The sequence below is a fragment of the Dactylosporangium thailandense genome (assembly GCF_059739745.1).
The window spans coordinates 5407062-5429357 of record NZ_AP029195.1 but is presented as its reverse complement, the minus strand read 5'-3'; the positions used below and the strand labels follow the sequence as shown (position 1 = coordinate 5429357).

The 22296-nt window shown below is 75.4% G+C and carries 11 protein-coding genes; 10 read left to right on the top strand and 1 reads right to left on the bottom strand.

What is annotated here, in order from left to right; genetic code table 11:
- The first annotated feature begins 12 nt into the window (after window positions 1-12).
- Complete coding sequence (locus tag AC6JBM_RS23535; RefSeq protein WP_497985732.1) at window positions 13-240, top strand: phosphopantetheine-binding protein; 228 nt, start codon at window positions 13-15, stop codon at window positions 238-240.
- 4 nt (window positions 241-244) lie between these two features.
- On the opposite strand, the gene AC6JBM_RS23530 is transcribed toward AC6JBM_RS23535, so the two are convergent.
- Window positions 245-820 carry an LmbU family transcriptional regulator gene (locus AC6JBM_RS23530; RefSeq protein ID WP_497985731.1) on the bottom strand — a complete coding sequence of 192 codons (576 nt, stop codon included), beginning with the start codon at window positions 818-820 and terminating at the stop codon, window positions 245-247.
- A gap of 556 nt (window positions 821-1376) precedes the next feature.
- Here AC6JBM_RS23530 and AC6JBM_RS23525 point away from each other — a divergent pair.
- Genes AC6JBM_RS23525 through AC6JBM_RS23485 form a run of 9 tightly spaced genes read left to right on the top strand, consistent with a single transcriptional unit; the run spans window position 1377 to window position 22237 of the window.
- Window positions 1377-4580 carry a non-ribosomal peptide synthetase gene (locus tag AC6JBM_RS23525; protein WP_497985730.1) on the top strand — a complete coding sequence of 1068 codons (3204 nt, stop codon included), beginning with the start codon at window positions 1377-1379 and terminating at the stop codon, window positions 4578-4580.
- Window positions 4577-5941: an ANL family adenylate-forming protein gene (locus AC6JBM_RS23520; protein WP_497985729.1), complete on the top strand. Its 1365-nt coding sequence runs from the start codon at window positions 4577-4579 to the stop codon at window positions 5939-5941. Before AC6JBM_RS23525 ends, AC6JBM_RS23520 begins: the two co-directional genes overlap by 4 nt.
- Window positions 5938-6684 carry an SDR family NAD(P)-dependent oxidoreductase gene (locus tag AC6JBM_RS23515; protein WP_497985728.1) on the top strand — a complete coding sequence of 249 codons (747 nt, stop codon included), beginning with the start codon at window positions 5938-5940 and terminating at the stop codon, window positions 6682-6684. The genes AC6JBM_RS23520 and AC6JBM_RS23515 overlap by 4 nt, the downstream gene beginning before the upstream one ends.
- 47 nt (window positions 6685-6731) lie before the next feature.
- Window positions 6732-6986 carry a phosphopantetheine-binding protein gene (locus tag AC6JBM_RS23510; protein WP_350610410.1) on the top strand — a complete coding sequence of 85 codons (255 nt, stop codon included), beginning with the start codon at window positions 6732-6734 and terminating at the stop codon, window positions 6984-6986.
- A complete protein-coding gene (locus AC6JBM_RS23505; RefSeq protein WP_497985727.1) occupies window positions 6983-12442 on the top strand; it encodes a type I polyketide synthase in 5460 nt (1819 codons plus the stop codon). The genes AC6JBM_RS23510 and AC6JBM_RS23505 overlap by 4 nt, the downstream gene beginning before the upstream one ends.
- Before the next feature lie 4 nt (window positions 12443-12446).
- Entirely contained in the window at window positions 12447-14342 is a 1896-nt protein-coding gene (locus tag AC6JBM_RS23500) for a condensation domain-containing protein (RefSeq protein WP_497985726.1), read from the top strand.
- Entirely contained in the window at window positions 14335-17250 is a 2916-nt protein-coding gene (locus AC6JBM_RS23495; protein WP_497985725.1) for a type I polyketide synthase, read from the top strand. The genes AC6JBM_RS23500 and AC6JBM_RS23495 overlap by 8 nt, the downstream gene beginning before the upstream one ends.
- Window positions 17250-20528, top strand: a complete 3279-nt coding sequence (locus AC6JBM_RS23490) for an aminotransferase class III-fold pyridoxal phosphate-dependent enzyme (RefSeq protein ID WP_497985724.1) — start codon at window positions 17250-17252, stop codon at window positions 20526-20528. Before AC6JBM_RS23495 ends, AC6JBM_RS23490 begins: the two co-directional genes overlap by 1 nt.
- Window positions 20525-22237 carry a carbamoyltransferase N-terminal domain-containing protein gene (locus AC6JBM_RS23485; protein ID WP_497985723.1) on the top strand — a complete coding sequence of 571 codons (1713 nt, stop codon included), beginning with the start codon at window positions 20525-20527 and terminating at the stop codon, window positions 22235-22237. The genes AC6JBM_RS23490 and AC6JBM_RS23485 overlap by 4 nt, the downstream gene beginning before the upstream one ends.
- Window positions 22238-22296: the final 59 nt, after the last annotated feature.

Sequence of the window (22296 nt, the reverse complement as noted above, 5' to 3'; positions counted from 1 at the left end):
TTCCGCAATCCCATGGATGCGTTGGTAATCGCCAGCGTGCGCCGGCTCGTCGGCGACGCGACCGTCGGCATCGACGACGACTTCTTCGCGATCGGGGGCAACTCGATCGTTGCGATGCGACTCGGGCAGATCCTGAGCGAGGAGCTGGGCATCGCCCGCCCGGCCCGCGTCATCTTCCGCCATCCCGTGCTGGGCGACCTCAGCGACGCGCTCAGCGAGCTGACCGGCCGCCCGGCCTGACGGCTCAGCCGGATGCTGCGGCGCGTCGCAGCATCCGGGCCGCCCAGGTCTCCAGCGGCGCGCTCTCCTTGCTGGCGGCGCGCTCGAAGCTGGCCAGATCTTCGGGGGAGAGCTGCAGGTGCAGCAGCAGTGCCGTGGGCGTCGGGCGGTCGCCGACCGGCCGGCCGCGCTCCTCGTGCGGGCGCGCCGCCTCGCCGTGCTGGGTCAGCAGGCTGCTGCGGACCTCGGTGCGCAGCTTGTTGCGGCTCCAGCTCAGCTCCTCGGCCTTGCGCAGCCAGTAGTCCTGCTGGGGCTGGTCGAGGGCCACCACCTCGAGGTGGTGGCTGAAGCTCAGGCCCTGCCGGCGGCGCGGCAGCGGGAACTTGCGGGCGACCCAGGTGTAGTTGCGCAGGGTCTGGTAGCTCAGCGGCGTGCGCTTGACGGCCTCGCCGTAGCGGTCGCGAAAGGTGGTCTCGCCGTAGACCAGCCAGTCGGCGATCCACCACGCCGACGAATTCGCGAACGAGAACAGGTCGACGCCGATTTTCTCCCACATGTTGAGGCTCTGCCGCGACGTGAACAGCAGGCCCGACTTGTGCAATTGTACGCCCAGCCCGATTGGTTGCCCCGAAGTGCTGACGGCCACCGCACGCGAGATGGCCGCGCCGATTGGTCTGGCATGAATTGCATCTGTACCCATCGCTCCCCCGTTGGATGCGTTATGTATAACTTTCGATCGGCCACTATAACAGCGGCTCGCCAGTCCCGCCGCCCCACGCGGGCGAGGAACCGGTCAGGCGCGCGTGCCACATCGCACATCGACGCCTAACTGACCAGCGCTGATACGCGCCGCCGTTGCATCCTCCCAAGTTGCTGACAGTGCGGCGGTGATCGGCGAGCGCGGGCAAGGCCGACGATAGCCCGAGGGTGCGGTTGTCCCGCCGGTCCTGTCTCGCCGGCGAGACAGGACCGGCCCGGTCGTTGTGGCGGTATTGCATCGACGCGTCATGGTTCGGTTAAGCTCGCCTCCACCCGGGTTCGCCGGGCCATCTGCATCGCGGCTTCTTTGCCCAAAAGCAATAGGTGCCCGTAATTCTCTGTCCCGCCGTGCGGGAATGCTTTCTCGTTGCATACGGCCGATCGGTCGGAGGTTTTTCGTGTCGCAAACGCGCCAGACGGAATGGCAGGACAAGCCGGCTGCCCCGGCGGCCGCGCCCGGCCCGCGGGAGATCCCCGCGACGTCGGCCCAGCGAAGGATGTACTTCGCCTCGATGCTGCTGCGGCCGGGCAGTCTGGCCGATGTCTGGGGAACCGTCCTCGTCGTCGATGGAGAACTCGCGATCGACCGGCTCGAACGCGCGCTGGAGGTGCTGCACGGCCGGCATGACGCGCTGCGGGCGACGTTTCTGGAGCGCGGCGGCGACGTTCGGCAGGTCGTGCACGACGGCCCCGCCCAGGCGGTCCGGATCCGGTTCGTCGACGCCGAGGGTGAGGGCCGTGAATGGGCCGACGCCGAGGCCCGACGATTCATCGATGCCCCGTTCGACATCGTGTCGGGACCCCTCTGGCGAGCGGGCGTCATACGGCTGTCGGCCACCCGGCACCTGCTGGTCTTCGGGTTTCATCACCTCATTACCGACGACATTTCCGTACAGGTGTTCGCCGAGGAGCTACGGGTGGCCTACGCCGACCCGAATGCGCCCGAGCTGCTGGTGCCGGCGGCGCAGTACGCCGATTACCGTGCGGCCCAGAAACCGGATCGCGAGGGCCTTGACTATTGGTGCCGGCGGCTCGCCGGAATCGAGCCGGCGCGGCTGCCCGAGGACGGTTCGCCGAGCCCGGACGGGCTCGTCGGCGCGCGCCTGCCGGTCGCCGTGGCGCAGCCGGTGCTGGCCGAGTTCGAGGCGTTCTGCCGCGACCGCGCGGCCACGCCGTTCATGGGCCTGCTGGCGGTGTACTGCCTGCTGCTGCAGCGCTGGGCGGGCACGAGCGACGTCCCGGTCGGCACCCAGGTGCTCGGCCGGCCGCATTCGGCGCTCTTCGGCACCATCGGGTTCTTCGCCAACACCGTCGTGCTGCGCTGTCCGGCGGCGCCGACGCTGACCTTTGAGGAGTACCTCGATCAGGTTCGCGAGGCGGTCCACGACGCGCTCGACTACCAGGACGTGCCGTTCGAGGCGGTGGTGGACGCGCTGGCACCGCAGCGCGACGCCGACCGCAACCCGCTGTTCCAGCTCGCCATCGGCTATCGGGCGGTCGACCCGGCCGACGTGTGGGCGCTGCCCGGGCTTCGGGTGACGCCGGAGCCGGACCCTGCGCAGGTGCCCGGGGTCCAGTTCGACCTGACGCTGGACATCCAGCGGCTGGCCGGCGAGACGACGATCGCCGTCGAGTTCGACCGCCGACGCTTCTCGGAGGCCGCCATGCGGCGGTTCGCGGCGGCCTACGCGCACCTGCTGCCCGCGCTGTGCCGGGCGCCCGGCGCCCCGCTCGCGAGCATCGCGCTCATGGATGCGGCCGCCCGGGCCGAGACGCTGGCGCTCGGCGCCCCCGAGGCGCCCGGCACCGCCCCACCGGCCGTCACGTCGGTCTGGGAGCTCTTCGAGCGGAGCGCGGCCGGCGTCCCCGACCGGGAGGCGGTGCGTGCGGCGGGCGAGCGGCTCACCTTCGCCGAGCTGGCGGGCCGGGCCCGCGTGGCGGCTGCGGGCCTGCGGGCGCGCGGGGTGCGTGCGGGCACGACCGTGGGCATCTGCCTGCCCCGGCGCGCCGAGCTGATCGTCGCGATCCTCGCCACCTGGTGCGCGGGCGGTGCCTTCCTGCTGCTGGACCCGCAGCAGCCGCCGGCGCGTCGCCGGCTGCTCGTCGAGGAGGCGGGCGTCGGCCTGGTGATCGCGGACGAGCCCTTCGCCGGGGCGGCCACGGTCGCCGTGGCCGCGCTGCACGGGGAGCCGCCTGCGAGCGCCGTCGACCGTCCGGCCGTGGCCCCGGCGTACGTCGTGTTCACGTCGGGCTCCACCGGGCGGCCCAAGGGCGTCGTCGTCGACCAGGCGGGCGTGGTCGCCCTCGCCACCACCCAGCTCGCGCCGATGTACGCGCGGCTGCCGGCGGGCCGCCAGGTCAACGTCGGCGGGCTCAGCGCCCTGACCTTCGACGTGTTCATCAACCACTGCCTGGCCATGATGGCCTTCGGGCACCGGCTGCTGCTGCTCGACGACGAGGAGCGGACGGACCCGCTGCGGCTGCTGGAGCGCGGCTCGGACCCGGACACCGCGATCGAGGTGCTCGACGGCAGCAGCAGCCAGATCGAGGTTCTCCTCGACGCCGGCATCCTCGACGTGCCGCACCCGCCCAGGATCGTCGTGATCGGCGGCGAGGGCGCGTCGGACCGGCTGTGGCGGCGCCTGCGCGACCAGCCCGGGCTGCTTGCCTTCAACACCTACGGCGTCACAGAGTGCACGGTCGAGTCGGCCATCGTCGCGATCGGCGAGCACCGGCGGCAGGTGGCCGGCCGGGCGGCCGGCACGTCCCGGCTCTACATCGTCGACGACCACGGGCAGCTGCTGCCGCCGCTGTTCGTCGGCGAAGTGTGCATCGGCGGGCTCGGCGTGGCCCAGGGGTACGTGGGCCGGCCCGCACACACCAGCGAGCGCTTCGTCGCCGATCCGTTCAGCGGCGTCCCCGGCCAGCGCATGTACCGCACCGGCGACAAGGGCCGCCTGCGCCCCGACGGTCAGCTCGAGTTCTGGGGCCGCATCGACGACCAGGTGAAGGTGCGCGGCCTGCGGGTCGAGCCCGGCGAGCTGGAGGCCGCGCTGTGCGCCCACCCCGATATCGCCCGGGCCGCCGTCGTCGCGACCGATCCCGGCACGTCCATCGCGCGCCTGGTGGCCTACGTCGTGCCCGGCGCCGGCCGCGACGGGCTGACGTCCGCCGCGGTCCGGCAGTTCCTGCGCGGCCGCGTCCCGGCCGCGTTGCTGCCCGACCGGGTCGAGTTCGTCGAGGCATTCCCGGTCACGGCCAACGGCAAGCTCGACCGCGGCGCGCTGTCGCGCATCCGGTCGGCGGGCGCCGGGCCGGCCGCGGACCGCGGCGTGGCGCCGGCCGGCTCCCGCGAGCGACGGCTGTGCGAGATCGTCGCCGAGGTCGTGGGGGTGCCGGGCGCCGGCCCGGCCGACAACTTCTTCGAGCTCGGCGGCAACTCGCTGCTCGCCATGACGCTCATCGGCCGGGTGCGCACGGTGCTGGGCTGCGAGCTGCGGATGCGGTCGATCTTCGAGTCGGAGTCCATCGAGGACCTCGCGGCTCGGCTCGGTCCGGCGGCGGCGGCGCGGCCCGCGCTGGTCAGGAGGGATGGCTCGTGAACGCGGTGGATCGGCTGCCGCGGCAGCTGCGGGAGCGGGGCGGCGCCGTGGCCATGGCCGGGCACGGCGGCACGGTGACCTACGCCGAGCTGGCCGAGCGGAGCGCCGGATGGCTGGAGAGGCTGGATCGGTGGGCGGTGGCCCAGGGCGACGTCGTGGCCGTCGTCGGCGCCGCGTCGCCGGCCGTGGTCTCGCTCGTCGTCGCACTGGCCGTCCGCGGCGCCGTCGTGGTCCCCTTCGCCCCGGCCGACCCGCCGCCGCCGGAGCGGGCCCGTCGGATCGCGACCGCCTGCGCGACCCGGATCGTCGAGTTCGACGGCCAGGACGCGTGGTCGGTGCGGGCGCTCCCGGCGCCGGGCGCGCCGCGGCCGGCCCTCCTGGCGCGGCTGGCCGAGGCGGGCGAGGCCGGCCTGGTGCTGTTCTCGTCGGGCTCGACCGGCGAGAGCAAGGCGGCGCTGCTGTCCCTGCCGCGCCTCCTCGACGGGTTCGGGGCCTCGTCGCAGCCGCGCCGGACGCTGCAGTTCATGGCGCTGGACCACATCGGCGGCGTCAACACGCTGTTTCGCACGCTCGTCGGCGGCGGCACCGTGGTCACCGAGCCGCGCCGCACGCCCGGGAGTGCGTGCGCCGCCATCGAGCGGCACCGCGTCCAGGTGCTGCCGACGACGCCCACCTTCCTCAACATGCTGCTGCTGTCCGGCGCGTACCGCGACCGCGACCTGTCCTCGCTGGAGCTCATCACCTACGGCACCGAGCCGATGCGCGAGGTCACGCTGGCGCATGCGGCCGAGGTATTCCCGCACGTGCGGTTCAAGCAGACCTACGGCCTCACCGAGACCGGCATCCTGCCCACCCGCTCCGTCGCGTCCGACTCGCTGCGGATGAACGTCGGCGGCCCCGGGTTCGACACGCGGGTGCGCGACGGGGTGCTGTGGGTGCGGTCGCCGAGCAGCATGCTCGGGTACCTCAACGCGCCCAGCCCCTTCGATGACGACGGCTGGCTCAACACCGGCGACGCCGTGGAGGTGGCCGAGGACGGCGCCCTTCGCGTGCTCGGGCGGCTCTCGGCCCTTATCAACGTCGGCGGGGAGAAGGTGTCGCCCGCCGAGGTCGAGAACGTCCTGCTGCGCGCGGGCAACGTCAGCGACGTCGTGGTGACCGGGCGCCCGAACGCCGTCACCGGTGCGATCGTCGTGGCGACGGTGCAGCTCGTCGAGGCGGAGGAGCGCCCGGCGCTGAGCCGCCGGCTGCGCCGCTTCTGCGCCGAGCACCTGCCGCCGCACAAGGTGCCGGCCGTGGTCACCGTCTCGGACGGGCCGCTGCACGGCGGGCGGTTCAAGCGGATGGGAGCCGCGACGTGACCCGGCCCGAGCCGCCGCGTCCGGTGGCGGTCGTCAGCGGGGGCAGCCGCGGCCTGGGCCTGGCGCTCGTGACGGACTTTCTGCGGCGCGGCCACCGGGTCGCGACCTTCAGCCGGACCGAGTCCGCCGAGCTGGCCGCGTTGCGCGAGGCGACCGAGCCGGGCCTGCTGTCGTGGTCCGCGCTCGACGGCACGGACGCGGAGGCGGTCGACGGGTTCGTCCGGGCGGCGGTGCGCCGCCACCGCCGCATCGACGTCCTGGTGAACAACGCCGCGGTCGGGCTCGAGGGCCTGCTGACGCTGACGTCCGCGGCGGCGATCGACGCCGCGCTGCGGACCAACCTGACGCTGCCGGTGCTGCTCACCCGGGCGTGCCTCAAGCCGATGCTCGCCCGCCGGTCCGGCGTGGTGATCAATTTGTCGTCGATCAACGGGCTGCGCGGGCAGGCCGGCGTCGCGGTGTACGGCGCGGCGAAGGCGGCGCTCGACGGGCTGACGCGGAGCCTGGCCCGGGAGGCCGGCCCGGCGGGGGTCCGGGTGGTCAGCGTCGCCCCCGGCTACTTCGACAGCGACATGACCGCCGGCATCGGCGAGCAGCAGCGCCGGCGCATCGTGCGCCGCACGCCGCTGGGCCGGCTCGGCTCGGTCGAGGACGTGCTCGGCGTCGTGCGGTTCCTCACCTCGCCGGCGGCCGCGTTCATCACCGGCCAGACCATCGCCGTCGACGGCGGCTACACCTGCTGAAGTCCTGGCCGCGGGCCGGCCCGAACGTGAACGGGAGTGTGATCTGCATGAACAGGCGGGACGCGGTCATGGCTGTGCTGCTGGAGATCGTCAACGAGGCGGCCGGGCCGGTCGAGCGGCTGGAGGAGGACCAGCTGCTCGTCGACCAGCTCGGCCTGACCTCGCTGCACCTGGCCCGGTTGGTCGCGGTCCTGGAGCTGGAGCTGGACGCCGACCCGTTCACCGACGAGGTGCCCATCACGAGCGTGCGCACGGTCGGCGATCTGCTGCGGGCGTACACCCTCGTCGGCGAGCCGTCATGACGATCCGCGACCCGGACGGCCCGATCGCCGTCGTCGGCATCGCCGCGCGCTTCCCGGGCGCGTCCACTGTGGACGAGTTCTGGGACGCGATCGTCGCCGGCCGCGAGGCGATCCGCGACCTCGGCGACGACGAGCTGCTCGGCGGCGGCGTCGACCCGCGCTGGCTCGCCGACCCCGACTACGTCCGCACGACCGCCTCGATCGAGGACGTCGACCGGTTCGACGCGGCGTTCTTCGACATCTCCGGCCGCGAGGCCGCGGCCATGGACCCGCAGCACCGGATCTTCCTGGAGACGTGCTGGCACGCGCTGGAGGACGCGGGCCTGCGCACCTCGGCCGGCGCCGGCTCCCCGGTCGGCGTCTTCGCCGGCAGCGGTGGCGTGCTCACCAGCTACCTGCCCGAGGTGCTGGCCGCGGCGGGAACGCCGGCCGACCCGACCGCCTCGCTGGAGCAGCTCGGCTCCGACAAGGACTTCCTGGCCACCCGGGTGTCGTACAAGCTCAACCTGACCGGCCCCAGCCTCACCGTGCAGACGGCCTGCTCGACCTCGCTCGTGGCCGTGCACCTGGCCTGCCAGAGCCTGCTGCGCGGCGAGTGCGAGGCGGCGCTGGCCGGCGGGGTGAACATCCGGCTCCCCGTCGCCGCCGGGTACTGGTACCGCCGCGGCGGCATCCTCTCGCCCGACGGCCGCTGCCGGCCCTTCGACGTCGGCGCGCAGGGGACGATCTTCGGCAGCGGGGTGGGCGCGGTCGTGCTCAAGCCCCTCGCCGCCGCCCGGCGCGACGGCGATCGCGTCTACGCCACCGTGCTCGGCACGGGCATCAACAACGACGGCGGCGGCAAGGCCAGCTACGGCGCCGCGAGCCGGCCGGGCCAGCTCGCCGCCATGCGCCGGGCGCTCGCGGCCGCTGGCGTCGATCCCGCCACGATCGGCTACGTCGAGGCCCACGGCACCGGTGTGCCGCTCGGCGACCCCGCCGAGATCGGCGCGCTGAAGCAGCTCTTCGGCCGGGAGGAGCCGTGCGCCATCGGCTCGGTGAAGGCATTGATCGGGCACATGGAGGCGGCGTCGGGCATCGCCGGGCTCATCAAGGCCGCCCTGGCGCTGCACCATGGCCAGATCCCGCCCAGCCCGTACTTCACCGCGCCCAGCCCCCGGCTGCGGCTGGACGGCTCGGGCCTGTTCGTCAACCCCGAGCCGCTGCCGATGCCCGGCACCCCGGCCCGGGCGGCGGTCAACTCGCTCGGCATCGGCGGCACCAACGCCTTCGCGGTCCTCGAGCAGGCGCCGCCATGCGCGCGGGCCGAGCCGCGCCCGGGCCCGGAGCTCATCACCGTCAGCGCGCGCAGCGAGGACGCGCTGCGCACCCTGGCCGGACGCTGGGCGCAGCGGCTGCGGGAGCCCGGCGCGGCGCTGCGCGACCTGGCGTACACCAGCCACGTGGGCCGCACCGGACTGCGGCACCGGCTCAGCGTGCTCGCCGACACCGCACCCGCGGCGGCGGAGCGCATCGACACGTGGCTCGCCGGCGGTGGCGCAGCGGCGGACGCCGGCGTGACGGCGCCGGTCCGCCCGCGGGTGGGGTTCCTGTTCCCGGGCCAGAGCGCGGAGTACGCCGGCATGGCGGTCGGGCTGTACCGCGCGCACCCGGCGTTCCGCGCCGCGGTGGACCGGCACGCCGAGCAGTTCCGCCGCATCACCGGCGTCGACCCGCTCGACGTCTTCGCCGACCCGGCCGCGCAGACGCGCGCCGAGCTGCTGCAGCCGGCGATCTTCCTGCTGCAGGTCGCGCTGGCCGAGCTCTGGGCGTCGCTCGGGGTGCGCCCGGACGCCGTCGTGGGCCACAGCCTCGGCGAATACGCGGCGGCCTGCGTGGCCGGGGTGTTCGACCCGGCGGAGGGGCTCGAGCTGGTCGGTGCGCGCGGTCGCGCGTTCGCGGCCGTGCCGGGCGCCGGCCGGATGACCGCCGTGGGCTGCACCGACGTGGCGGAGCTGGAGCGCCTGGTCGCGGCGCACGGCGACGCGGCGGCGGTCGCCGCGTACAACGCGCCGCAGCGCGTCACCGTCTCGGGCACCGATGCGGCGATGCGCGAGCTGGTCGGCGCGTTCGAGCGGCGGGGGTGGATGACGATCCCGCTGGACACGACGCACGCCTTCCACTCGGCCGCGGTCGCCCCGGTCGTCGCGCCCCTCGTCGCGGCGGCGGGCCGGATCGCCCACCGGGCGCCGGCCGTGCCGCTGGCGCTCAACCTCACCGGCGCCCGGGCGGGCGCGGACGAGCTCGACGCGCACTACTGGGGGCGCCAGCTCACCGCGCCGGTCAGGTTCGCCGACGGCGTGGGCGAGCTCCTGGCCGCGGGCTGCACGGTCCTGCTCGAGGTGGGCCCGGGCCGGACGCTGAGCGCCGCGGGCCGCGCGCAGTCCGACGGCGACGTGCTCTGGCTGCCGGGCCTGTCCGCCCGCATTCCGGACACCGACACCGTGCTGGCCCACCTGGCCCGCCTGGCGCGCGCCGGGCTGGCGGTGGACTGGGCGGCGTACTACGCGCCGTTCCGCCCCGCCAAGGCGTCCGCCCCGCGCTACCCCTTCGCCCGCACCCGGCACTGGATCGCCCCGGCGCCGGCCGCGCCGCCGGCGCAGGAGCCGCCGGAGCTGCGCCGGCTGCCGCTGCCGCAGTCCCCGCAGCGGCGCTACGAGACCACGGTGAGCGCGCGGTCACCGCGCCCGCTCGCCGACCACGAGATCTCCGGCCGCCTCGTCGTGCCGGGCGCGTACCACACGGCGTGCCTGATCGAGGCGGCCGGCGCCGGGGCGGACGCGGTCGTCGAGGACCTGGTGTTCCCGCGGGCCCTGGTGGTCGGCGAGGCCGAGAGCCGGGTGCAGCTGGTGCTCACCCCGGACGGCGAGCGCGGGCTCGTCGCCCAGGCGCTCGGCCTGGCCCGCGCGGAGGACCCGTTCGCCGACGGCTCCTGGCAGGTCCAGGCGGAGGGGCGGATCCGGCCGGTCGACGCCCCGCCGGCGTCGTGGACGGCGCCGCCCGCAGACCATGGCGGCCGGGCCGTCACCCCCGACGAGCTCTACGCACTGTTCGAGGCGGCCGGGTTCCGGTTCGGCCCGGCGTTCCGGTGGATCACGCGGCTCCGCCTGAACGGCGTGGACACCACCGGCAGCGTCGACCTCGCGGCCCGCTCGCCGCGCGAGCACACGATGGCGCTGCTCGACGCCTGCGTGCAGGTGGCGATCGCGGCCCGGGTCGCCCGGTCCGCGCCGACCGACGGGGTGCTGCTGCCGTTTCGCATCCACCGCGCCGTGCTCCACGCGCCGCGCGGCGCGGCGCGCACCGGCCTGGTTCACGTTCGGCAGCGGGCGGCCGAGGCGGCGCGGGCCCTGGCCGACGTGTCGCTGACCGACGAGCAGGGCAATCCGCTGCTCGACCTCGTCGGCCTCGAGCTGCGGGCGGTGCGCCTGGGCGCGGCCGCCCCCGACGGCCCGGCCCGCCCCGGCGCCGAGCCGCAGATCTACGCCGAGGCGTGGGAGCCGGCCCCGGCGCCCGGTCCGGCGACGGCCGGCGGCGCCGCGTGGATCGTGCTCGCGGACCGCCGGGGGCTCTGGCGGCCCGCCGTCGCGGCGCTGGAGGCCGCCGGGCACCGGTGCGCGGTCGCGGAGGCCGGAGCGGGCTTCGCCCGCCGCGACGACGGCCGCTACGAGCTCGATCCGGCCGACGCCGGCGACCTGGCGCGGCTGCTGCACGAGACGGCCCCGACGGGCGTCCTGAGCTGCCTGGGTCTGGACGGCCCCGAAAGCCCGGACGGCCCCGGAAGCCAGAACGGCCCCGGAAGCCAGCACGGCTATGACGGCCGGGACGTGCGGGCCGCTTGCGGGTTCGTGCCGGCGCTCGTGCAGGCCGCCGAGCGCGGGGGCCGGACGCCGAACGCGGTGGTCCTGCTGACCCGCGGTGCCGTCGCCGTGCACGACGCCGCCGAGGTCGACGATCCCCACGGCGCCATGCTCTGGGGGCTCGGCCGCAGCGCGGCGCTGGAGTCGCCGCAGCTGGGCGTGCGGCTGCTCGACCTGGACCCCCGCGACCCCGCGGGATCGCTACGCCGGCTCCCCGACGCGCTCGGCGCCGAGGCCGCGATCCGCAACGGCCGGATCTACCGCTGCGTGCTGCGTCCGGCGTCGGTGCCGGCGGCACCGACGGTCCGGGCCGGCGGCGACGGCTGCTACCTCATCACCGGCGGGACCGGGGCGCTCGGCCGGCGTACCGCCGCGTGGCTGGCCGGGCGGGGCGTGCGCCGCGTCGTGCTCGCGTCGCGCCGGGCCGACGACCCGGCCGGCGCGTTCGAGCACCCGGGCCTGGAGGTGATCCGGGCCGGGCTGGACGTGACCGACCGGGCCGCGGTCGACGCGCTGGTCGGGCGCGCGCAGCACGAGTGGGGCGGGCTGCGGGGCATCGTGCACGCGGCCGGGGTGCTCGACGACGCGGTGCTGTCCCAGCTGAGCTGGGACCGGTTCGCGGCGGTGCTCGGCCCGAAGGTGGCGGGCGCCTGGAACCTGCACCGCGCCACGGAGGGCATCGAGCTCGAGCACTTCATCCTGTACTCCTCGACGGCCGCCTTGCTCGGTGCCCCCGGCCAGGCCCACTACGCGGCGGGCAACGCGTTCCTCGACGGGCTCGCGCACCACCGGCGCGGGCGCGGGCTGCCCGCCCTGAGCGTCGGCTGGGGGCCGTGGTCGGCCGGCATGGCGGCCGGGCTGAGCCCGCGCCTGCGGGCCAGGATGCGCGACGCCGGATTCGCCCCGCTGGAGCCGGATCCGGCCCTCGCTGCGCTCGACCGGCTCATGGCCGGGCCCGGCGGACGGTACGGCGTCTTCCGCGTCGACTGGTCCCGCTACCGCGCCCGCCACCGCGGCGGGCCGGCCGTCGACGCCGACGAGCAGCCGGGGGCCGTCGCCCCGGACGGCTCCGAGCCGCTGCGGCGGCTGCGGAGCGACTGGCCCGGCGCCGCGGCCGGGGCCCGCCGCGGCCTGGTGCTGCGGTACGTGCGGGTCATGCTCGCCGCCCGGCTCGCCCGACCGGTGGCCGACATCGGCGAGGACCTGCAGCTGCAGGCGGCCGGGCTGGACTCGCTGGTCGCGGTGGAGGTCCGGGGCCAGATCTTCCGCGACCTGGACGTCGACCTGCCGCTCACCGGCCTGCTGGAGGGCAAGGACCTGGGGGCGCTCGTCGACGAGCTGCTCGACCGGCTGTCGCGCGAGGCGCCGGCCGCGGCGCCCGCGGCGGCGTCGACCGGGGCGTCGACGGGGGCGCCGTCGCGGCCCGAGGCCGAGCCGTTCTCGCCGCAGGAGGCGGAGCGGCTGCTGGCCTCGCTCGACACGTTGACGCCGGACCAGCTCGACGCGCTGCTGCCGTGGCTGGCCGAGCAGGGCACGGCCGGATCGACCGAGGGATGATGCTGTGAGCGAGTACGACGTCCGCAAACGACTGGAGGCGGTGCTGCGGTCGCGGGCCGCCGAGGCGCGCGCCGAGCACCCGCTGTCGCCCGCGCAGCGTTCGCTGCTGATCCTGCACCAGACGGACCCGGCGAACGCGGCGTACAACGTCGCCTTCACCGCCCGGTTCACCGGCGGCTTCGACGCCGCCGCGTTCCACGGCGCGCTGCGCTCCCTCGTCGGCCGGCACGCGGCGCTGCGCACCACCTTCGGGCGCGTCGGCACGCCGGGCGCCGGGGCCGTCGAGGGCCGGCAGAGCGTGCACGGCTGGCTCGAACCCGGCTTCGCCGAGACCGACGCCGGGGACTGGGGCGACGAGCGGCTCGCCGAGACGGTGCGCGACGACCATCGGGAGCCGTTCGACCTCATGAGCGGTCCGCCGATCCGGGCGCGGGTCTACCGCACCGCACCGGGTGCGGCGGTCGTGCTGTTGAGCGTGCACCACATCGTGTGCGACTTCTGGTCGCTCGGGCTCATGCTGGCCGAGCTGGAGCAGCTGTACCGCGCCGAGTCCGAGCGGCGCCCGGCGAACCTGCCCGCCCGCAACGCGCCGTACACCGACTTCGTCACGTACCAGCGCGACCTCATCGCCACGGCGAGGGGCGAACGGGCCCGCGCGTACTGGCACGGGCGGCTCGCCGGCCGCCTGGAGCCGACCGCGTGGCCGCGCTTCGAGCCCGACCCGGCCGACGCCGACGGGGGCGCCTCGATCGTGTTCGCGTTCCCCGACGCCCTCGCGCGCGACGTGTTCGCGCTGGCGCGGGAGGCGGGCTCGACGCCGTACGTCGTGCTGTTGACGGCCTTCCAGATCCTCATCGGGCGGTACACCGGCCGGCGCGACGTGCTGATCGGGACCCCGGTCGCCGGCCGGACCGACCCGGCGCTGGCCGAGAGCGTCGGCAACTTCGTCAACCCGGTGGTGCTGCGGGCCGAGCTGGACGGCGCGGCGTCGTTCGGGGAGCTGCTCGAGCGGTCCCGCCGCACGGTCGCGGAGGCGCTGGAGCACCAGGACTACCCGTTCGAGCGGCTCGTCAGGGAGCTCAGCCCGCCGCGCCGCGACGGGCGCAACCCCATCTTCCAGGCGATGTTCAGCTACCAGCAGCCGCATCGGTACCCGGCGCACGCCGGCCTGTACGTGGCCGACGAGGGCGCGACCCCGGTCGCCTGGGCCGGGCTGACCGCGGTGCCGTTCCGCCTCGCGCAGCAGGACGACCAGCTGGAGCTCGTGCTGGAGGTCGTCCACGACGGTGACCGGCTCGTCGCGGTGCTCAAGCACCGCACGTCGGTCTTCCCGTCCGCGGCGGCCCGGCAGGTCATCCGGTGCTACCTGACCCTGCTCGGGGCGGCGGTGGCGAATCCGCGGCGCCGCGCGGACGACCTGCCGCTGCCGGCCGTGGGCGACTCCGGCCGCGTCGGCGACGCGGTCGGCGCGGGCGACCCGGCCGGCGACGCCCTCGCGGACGCGGCGGCTCCGGCCGACGAGCCCGCGCCGACCGGCCTCGGCGCGCACGAGCGGCGGGTGACGGCGGTCTGGCGGCAGGTGCTCGGCCGCGAGGCCATCGGCCCCGACGACAACTTCTTCGACCTCGGCGGCAACTCGATGCTGCTCATGCAGGTCCATCAGCTGCTCACCGACGAGGCCGCGGACCGCCCGCTGACCGTGCCCGACCTGTTCCGCTACCCGACCGTGACGAGCCTGGCCCGGCGGATCGGCCAGGCCGCCGCGCCGGCCGGCGAGGGCCCGGGCCGGGGGCGCGCCTCGAGCCGGCGGTTGCAGCTGGCGGACGGCACGGCGCGCGGCGCGCGGCTGCGGGCGCGGGGGCGTCAGCGCGTGGACGGCGACGGAGGCCGGGATGCCTGACGCGACCGAGGCCGCGGCGCCGATCCGGCCCAACGACATCGCCGTGATCGGGATGTGCGGCCGGTTCCCCGGCGCCCCCGACGTGGCCACCCTCTGGAGCCGGCTGCGGGCCGGCGACGACCTGCTGACCACGTTCACCGACGCCGAGCTCGCGGCGGCCGGGGCGCCCCCGCGGGTGCTGCGCGACCCGGCCTATGTCAGGCGCGCGGCGGTCCTGCCCGACGCGTTCCGCTTCGACCACGAGTTCTTCGGCTACACCCGGCGTGAGGCGATGCTGCTCGATCCCCAGCAGCGGATCCTGCTGGAGGTCGCCTCGGAGCTGCTCGAGACGATCGGCTACGCCGGCGCGGCGGGCGAGCAGGCCGTCGGGGTGTTCGCCGGCGCGTCGATGAACACGTACCTGCCCAACCTGCTGGGCCGCCACTGCGATCCGCTCGGCTACGACGGTACCGAAATCATGATCGCCAACGACAAGGACTACCTGACCACCCGGATCTCCTACAAGCTCGGGCTGCGGGGGCCGAGCGTCAACGTGCAGACCGCGTGCTCGACGTCGCTCGTGGCGGTACACCTGGCCGTGCAGAGCCTCGTCACCGGCGAGTGCGACATCGCCCTGGCCGGCGGCGTCTCGGTGATCGCCAACCCGTACCCCGGCTACACGTTCAGCGAGGGGATGATCCTGTCCCCGGACGGGCGGTGCCGCCCGTTCGACGCCGCGGGGGCCGGCACGACGTTCGGCGACGGGGTCGGCCTGGTCGCCCTGAAGCGGCTGGCCGAGGCGATCGCGGACGGCGACCGGGTGCTGGCCGTGGTGAAGGGCTCGGCGATCAACAACGACGGCTCGGACAAGATCGGCTACACGGCCCCCAGTACCGCCGGCCAGCGGGCGGTGATCGCGGAGGCGCAGGCGGTGGCCGAGGTGGGCGCCGACACCATCACCTACGTCGAGGCCCACGGCACCGCGACCACGCTCGGCGACCCCGTCGAGTTCGCCGCGCTGCGCGAGGCCTTCGTCGCGGGCGGCGCGCGGCCGGGGCGGCGGGAGTGTGCCCTGGGCTCGGTCAAGGCCAACGTCGGGCACCTCGCCGCCGCGGCGGGCGTCACCGGGCTCATCAAGGCGGTGCTGGCGTTGCAGCACCGGGAGATCCCCGGCCACCCGACCTTCGCCCGGCCCAACCCCGAGATCGACCTGGACGACAGCCCGTTCTTCGTCAACACCGCCCCGATGCCCTGGGCGGCGGGGCCCACCCCGCGGCGGGCCGGCGTGAGCTCGTTCGGCATCGGCGGCACCAACGCGCACGTCGTGCTCGAGGAGGCACCTCCGGCGCCCGCCGCCCCGGCGCCGGCCGACGGCCCGTGGCTGCTCGCGGTGAGCGCCAAGAGCGACGCGGCGCTGCGGGAGCTGGCCCGCCGGGTGGCCGACGAGCTGGCGGGGGCCGACGCGCCCGGTCTGGCCGACGCGGCGTACACCCTGCGGGCGGGCCGGCGCGTCTTCGCCCACCGCCACGCGGTCGTCGCCGACGACCACGCCGGCGCGGTGGCCGGGCTGCGAGCCCTGGCCGGCCGTCCGGTCGCGCCGGCGCCGTCCGCCCCGGCCGTGTCGTTGCTCTTCGGCGCGACGGGGGCCGAGGAGCTGCGGGCCCTGGCCGGGCGCCTGCCCGCGGTCGCGGACCTCGTCGACCGCTGCACCGCCGGCGCCGGTGTGGCCGACGATCCCTCGGCGGCCGCGGTGACCGCCGCGCAGGTCCTGGCGGCGCTGTGGACGGAGTCCGGCGTGCGGCCGGCGGCGGTCGGGGGAGCGGGGGCCGGCGAGGTCCTCGCGGCCTGCGTCGCCGGCGCCCTCGACCCGTCCGCGGCGGCGGCCCTGCTGTCCTGGAGGGCCGGACGGCTCGACCGGCCGCCCGCGGTGCGGCCGCGGGCGCCGCGGATGCCCATCCTGTCGGCCGTCACCGGCGGCGAGCTGCCCGCGGCGCGGGTGCTCGATCCGCGGCACTGGACGCGGGACGTCTGGGTGGGCGACCGGCTCGCCGAGGCGTTCGCGGGCGCGGGCGCGGCCGTGCTGGCCGTCGGGGCGGCGCCGGCCGGTGCCGGATTCGACCCGGTGCCGGCCCCGCCGACGGTGGCCGGCCTGCTGGCCGCTGCGGCCCGGCTGTGGGTCGAGGGCGTGCCGGTGGACTGGTCGGCGTGGTCGGGCGGGCGGCCCCGGCGGGTGCCCCTGCCGACCCACCCGCTGCGGGGGCCCACCTTGCGGCCCGATGCGCCCGGCGCCCCGGCCGTCCCGGGCGGGGCCGCCGCGCGGGCGGACGGGCCGTGGCTGCTGTTCGCCGACGCCGGCGGGGCCGGCGACGCCCTCGCCGGGGCGCTGCGCGAGGGCGGCGCCGCCGTGTGTGTGGTGCGCGCCGGTCGCCGGTTCGAGCGGGTCGACGCCGACTCCTTCGTCGTCGACCCGGCGGAGGCGGGCGACCGCGAGCGGCTGTCGGCTGCGCTCGCGGCGGCCGGGTTCGTGCCCGGGCGGGTCGTGCACCTCTGGTCGTTCGACCCGCCCGCGGGAACCGACGCAGACCGGGACGTCGGGCTCGATCGGCCGGAGCCGCCATGGACCGAAGCCCTCGACCTCGTCCTGCACGCTGGGCTGCGCCGGCTGGCGGCCGCGGCCGGCGACCGGCGCCCCGCGGCGGGCGCCGGGCTGCGCCGGACGCTGGCCCGGCTGTGGTCCGAGGTGCTGCGTACCGACGTCGACCGCTACGACCTGAGCCTCTTCGACCTCGGCGGCGACGAGCTGCTCGCGGTCCGCCTCGCGCGGCGGATCGAGCAGGAGCTCGCGCTGCCGCTGACGGCGCGGGAGCTGCTGGCCAACCCCACCATCGACCGCCTGGCGGCGCGCCTGGACCCGACGGTGACCGCCTGATGCGCCGCCATCCGGGCGCCGAGCACGAGGAGAACAGCGTGGAGCCACTACTGCCAGGCATCGCCGCCATCGTCGGCGGCTACTTCGACATCCCGCCCGACCGGCTGGACCCAGACGTCGCGTTCACCGAGCTCGGCGCCGACTCGATGGCGCTGCTCGGCCTGCTGCGGCTGGTGGAGGACCGGTACGGGTGCAAGGTCACCCTGCGGCAGCTCTTCGGCGAGGTGCAGACGCCGGCCGAGATGGCCGCCTACCTCGCCGCGCACGCGCCGGCCGAGAAGCTGCCGGGCGCGTCTCCGGCTCCCGTCGTCGCGCCCGATCCGCTGGTGGCGGCGCCCTCCGTCGCGGCGCCGGTGCCGGCCACCGTGACGGCAGCGGTGCAGGAGCTGATCCGGGAGCAGCTGCTTGTCATGCGACGGCAGCTCGAGGTGCTGGGCGGCGCGCCGGCCGTGGTCCCGTCGGCAGTGGTCCCGTCGGCCGTGGTGCCGCCGGCCGCGACGCCGGCCCCGACGCGGTCGGTGGTGCCGCTCGCGCCGGGCATGCGCCGGGCCGCGGCCGACCCCGAGGAGACGGCGCAGCGCACCCGCTATCTGCGGGCCCTGGCCGACCGGTTCGGCGCCCGCACGAAGGGCTCCAAGGCGTTCGCCCAGCGATTCCGCCCGATGGTGGCCGACAGCCGCTCCACGCTGGGGTTCCGGCCCGCGACCAAGGAGATGCTGTACCCGATCGTCGCCGAGCGCGGCCGCGGCGCGCGGCTGTGGGACATCGACGGTAATGAGTACGTTGACCTGACCCTCGGCTACGGCGTGCACCTGCTGGGGCACAACCCGCCGTTCGTCACGGACGCGCTGCGCGAGCGGCTGGACGTCGGCTTCAGCCTCGGGCCGCGCACCCGGCTGGTCGAGGACGTCGCGGCCGCCGTGCTGGAGCTCACCGGCATGGAGCGGGTCGCCTTCCTCAACACCGGGACCGAGGCGGTCATGACGGCGGTGCGCCTGGCGCGCGCGGCCACCGGGCGCGACAAGATCGTGGTGTTCTCCACGGCGTACCACGGCCACTCCGACGGCGTGCTCGCCGTGCCCTCCCACGAGAACGGCGTGTTCGGCACGCGGCCGCTGGCGCCGGGCGTCTCGCCGCGCGCGGTGGAGAACGTGTACGTGCTGGAGTTCGGCACCGACGAGGCCCTCGACTTCATCCACCGGCACGGCCCGCAGCTGGCGGCGGTGATGACCGAGCCGGTGACGCTGCGCACGCCGGGCGTGCAGAACCCCGAGTTCCTGCGGCGCGTCCGGGAGATCACCCGGGAGCACGGCACGAAGCTCATCTTCGACGAGATGGTGACCGGCTTCCGCTGCCACCCGGCCGGCGTGCAGGGCCTGTACGGCATCGAGGCCGACCTGGCCACCTACGGCAAGATCATCGGTGGCGGCCTGCCGCTCGGCGTGATCGCCGGCCGCGGCGGGGTGATGGACCCCATCGACGGCGGCGTCTGGCACTTCGGCGACGACTCCGGCCCGACGGTCGAGTCGACGTTCTTCGGCGGGACGTTCAACCAGCACCCGATGTCGATGGTGGCGGCCAAAGCGGTGCTCGACCACCTCCGCGCGGCCGGGCCGGCCCTGCAGCGCGACCTCGACCGCACGACCGAGGCCTTCGTGGACGACCTCAACGCCGACTTCCGCGAGCTCGACGTGCCGATCGAGGTCCGCCGGTTCTCGTCGCTGTTCCGCTTCGAGCACGAGCAGAACATGGACCCCTTCTACTTCAACCTGCTCGACCGCGGGGTGTTCGTCTGGGAGCTGCGCAACTTCTTCCTGTCCACCGCCCACCGGCCGGAGGACCTGGCGCACATCCGCGCGGCCGTCCGGGACTCCGTCGCCGAGCTGCGGTCCCACGGAATGCTCGGCGACCGCCGCACGGGCCGGTCCGGCACCCGCCCGGCGCCGCCGCGCAGCACCCTCGCGCAGCGGCAGCTGGCGGCTCTCGACGAGGGCGGCGTCGCCGCCTACGAGATGTCCATCGGCTTCTGGCTCGACGGCGAGCTGGACCGCGACGCGCTGCGCGCGGCCGTGCACGGCGTGGTCGCGCGGCACGAGGCGCTGCGCAGCACGCTCGGGGTGGACGGCGAGACGCTCGTCGTCCACCCCGCGGCCGAGGCGACGCCGGGCGTGCTGGTCGAGCACGCCTGCGCCGACGCGGAGGAGCTCGAGCGGTTCCGGCGCGAGTGGGCCGAGCGGCCGCTCGCCCTGGCCGGCGGTCCGGTCTTCCGCGCCGCGGTGGTGCGGGTCGCCCCGCGCCGGCACCAGCTGCTGCTGTCGGTGCACCACGCGGCGGTGGACGGCTGGTCGTTCAGCACCATCGTCGGCGACCTCGTCGAGCTGTACAACGCCGGACGCCGCGGCGCGGACGCCCAACTGCCGCCGGCCGCGCAGTTCCGCGACTACGTCGCGTGGCACCACCGGGTCGCCGCCGGGCCGGGCGCCGCGGCGCACCGCGACTACTGGCGGTCCCTGCTCAAGGAGGCGCCGCCGGTCGAGCTGCCGTCGTCGGGCGGGCCGGCGGGCTACCCCTTCCGGGCGGTGCGGCACAGCGTCCGGCTCGACGCCGCGTTTCGCGACAGGATGCGCGAGGCCGCCCGGGAGGAGGGCGTGACCGTGTTCGCCTACCTCGTCGCGGCCTGGGGCGCGCTGCTGCATCGGCTGACCGGGCGTGACGACGTCGTCGTTCCGGTCGCCGCCGCCCGGCGGTCGCCGGAGCTCGACCTGGTGGTCGGGTACTGCTCCAACCTGCTCCCGCTGCGGCTGCGGCGATCGGCGGGCATCCGGGTCGCCGACTACGTGGCCGAGGTCCTCGAGCAGCTGGTGACCGGGCTGGAGACCCAGGACCACCCGTTCGCGGACCTCATCGCGGAGTCGGGCGGGCCGGGCGCGGGGCTGCGCGACGAGCTGTTCACCACGTCGATCTCGTTCTACCGCCAGGTCGCGGTGCCGGCCGTGGACGGGCTCGCGGTGGCGGAGGCCGACCCGCTGCCGATCGCGCGCACCGGCCATCCGCTGGCGCTGAACATCGTGGACGGCGCGGACGGCGTGCGGTGCGACTTCGACATCGCGGTGGACGTCGTCGCCCCGGAGCTGCTGGAAAGCATCCCGCCGGACTACCGCAACCTGCTCGACGCCATGGTCGCCGACGGCCGGCGACCGCTGGCCGACCTGCTGCACCACCCGACGGCCCCTCAGGCACACCCCGACAACGGACACAGGGGAGATGCGAACTCATGATCACCGCTGGCCTCAAGCTCACCCAGAGCGGCGGCATCGCGCTGCTCGACGGCGACCGCCTCGCGTTCAACATCGAGATGCAGAAGATCGGCAACGGCGCCCGGTACAGCAACGTCGACGAACTGGACGACCTGGCCGCGATCATGGGCCGGTTCGGCTACCAGCTCGGCGACGTCGCCACGTGGGCGGTGGACGGCTGGGACGGCGCGCGGCACGGCCGCGTGTCGCTGCTCAGCGGCGGCGTGCCGACCGAGGTCCTCGTCGCCCCGTACCGGGAGACCGAGGCGGTGCCCGACCCGGGCCGCCCCGGCCTCACCGGCCAGATCGTCATCGGCGGCAAGGGCCTGGACTACGTCAGCTACGTCCACGTGGCCGGCCACCTCGCCTCCGCCTACTGCTCCAGCCCGTTCGCCCGGCGCGGCGAGCCGTCCATGGTGCTGGTGTGGGACGGCGGCTGCTTCCCGCGGCTGTACTGCGTCGACGCCGACGGGCGCATCGAGGCCGGCGGCGAGGCGTTCCCGCTCATCGGCCACTCGTACTCCATGGCCTCGCAGTACTGGGGACCCTTCAAGCGGCCGAACAAGTCGACCCACGTCGATGACCTCTCGGTCGCCGGGAAGATGATGGCGTACATCGCCCTGGGCACGGCCCGGGAGGAGATCAAGTCGATCTTCCGCGAGGAGTTCTTCGAGCACTTCGAGGCCGGCTCGCCGCGGGTGCGCGCCTACCGCCGCACCATCATCGGCTGCGGCAGCACGGGCGAGAAGTCGCACTCCTTCGTGCACGAGTTCATGTCGGCGGTCCAGCGGCGCACGGCCGGCGCGGGCGTGTCCGACGAGGACGTGCTGGCCAGCGTCCACGCGTTCCTGGAGGAGCTGCTGCTGGAGCGGGTGACCGCGAAGATCCGGGCGTGGAAGGGCGGCGGCCCGTGGAACCTGTGCTTCGCCGGGGGCTGCGCGCTGAACATCAAGTGGAACAGCGCGCTGCGGGCGCACCCGATGATCAAGGAGATGTGGGTGCCGCCGTTCCCGGACGACTCGGGGGTCGCGATCGGCACCGCCTGCCTCGCCGCGGCCGGCGGCGAGGGGCTTCGGCCGATCGAGTGGGGCACCCGGCTCGGGCCGGACCTGGAGCCCACGCCGGGGGTGCCGGCGGGGTGGAGCATGTCGCCGTGCTCGCCCGAGGAGCTGGCCCGGATGCTGCACGCCACGGGCCGGCCCGCCGTCGTGCTCAACGGCCGCGCGGAGCTGGGGCCCCGGGCGCTCGGCGGGCGCAGCATCATCGCCCCGGCCACGGAGGCCTCGATGAAGAAGCTGCTCAACGACGTGAAGGGCCGGGAGCACTACCGGCCGGTCGCGCCGATCTGCCTGGAGGAGCACGCGCCCGCCATCTTCGACCCGGGCACCCGCGACCCGCACATGCTCTTCGAGCACGTCGTGCGCCCCGAGTGGGTCGACCGGGTGCCGGCCGTCATGCACCTGGACGGCACCGCCCGGCTGCAGACCGTGAACGCGGACGACGACCCCAACCTGCACGCCATCCTCCGCGAGTACCACCGGTGCAGCGGCATTGCGGTGCTGTGCAACACGAGCGCGAACTACAACGGCCGCAGCTTCTTCCCCGACGCCGCCTCGGCGATGCGGTGGGGCCAGCTCGACCTGGTGTGGAGCGAGGGCGTCCTGTACCGCCGGGACGACCCGACCTGCTAGTGCGAGCCGTCGCCCCGGACCGCCGCGTGGCGCGGTCCGCCGAACAACGCCGTTGGAGG

What these genes read in the sequence shown, in the direction of transcription:
- AC6JBM_RS23490 (WP_497985724.1), top strand. Translation starts at nt 17,250, where the DNA reads ATGCGCCGCCATCCGGGCGCCGAGCACGAGGAGAACAGCGTGGAGCCA.
- AC6JBM_RS23510 (WP_350610410.1), top strand. Translation starts at nt 6,732, where the DNA reads ATGAACAGGCGGGACGCGGTCATGGCTGTGCTGCTGGAGATCGTCAAC.
- AC6JBM_RS23535 (WP_497985732.1), top strand. Translation starts at nt 13, where the DNA reads ATGGATGCGTTGGTAATCGCCAGCGTGCGCCGGCTCGTCGGCGACGCG.
- AC6JBM_RS23495 (WP_497985725.1), top strand. Translation starts at nt 14,335, where the DNA reads ATGCCTGACGCGACCGAGGCCGCGGCGCCGATCCGGCCCAACGACATC.
- AC6JBM_RS23485 (WP_497985723.1), top strand. Translation starts at nt 20,525, where the DNA reads ATGATCACCGCTGGCCTCAAGCTCACCCAGAGCGGCGGCATCGCGCTG.
- AC6JBM_RS23505 (WP_497985727.1), top strand. Translation starts at nt 6,983, where the DNA reads ATGACGATCCGCGACCCGGACGGCCCGATCGCCGTCGTCGGCATCGCC.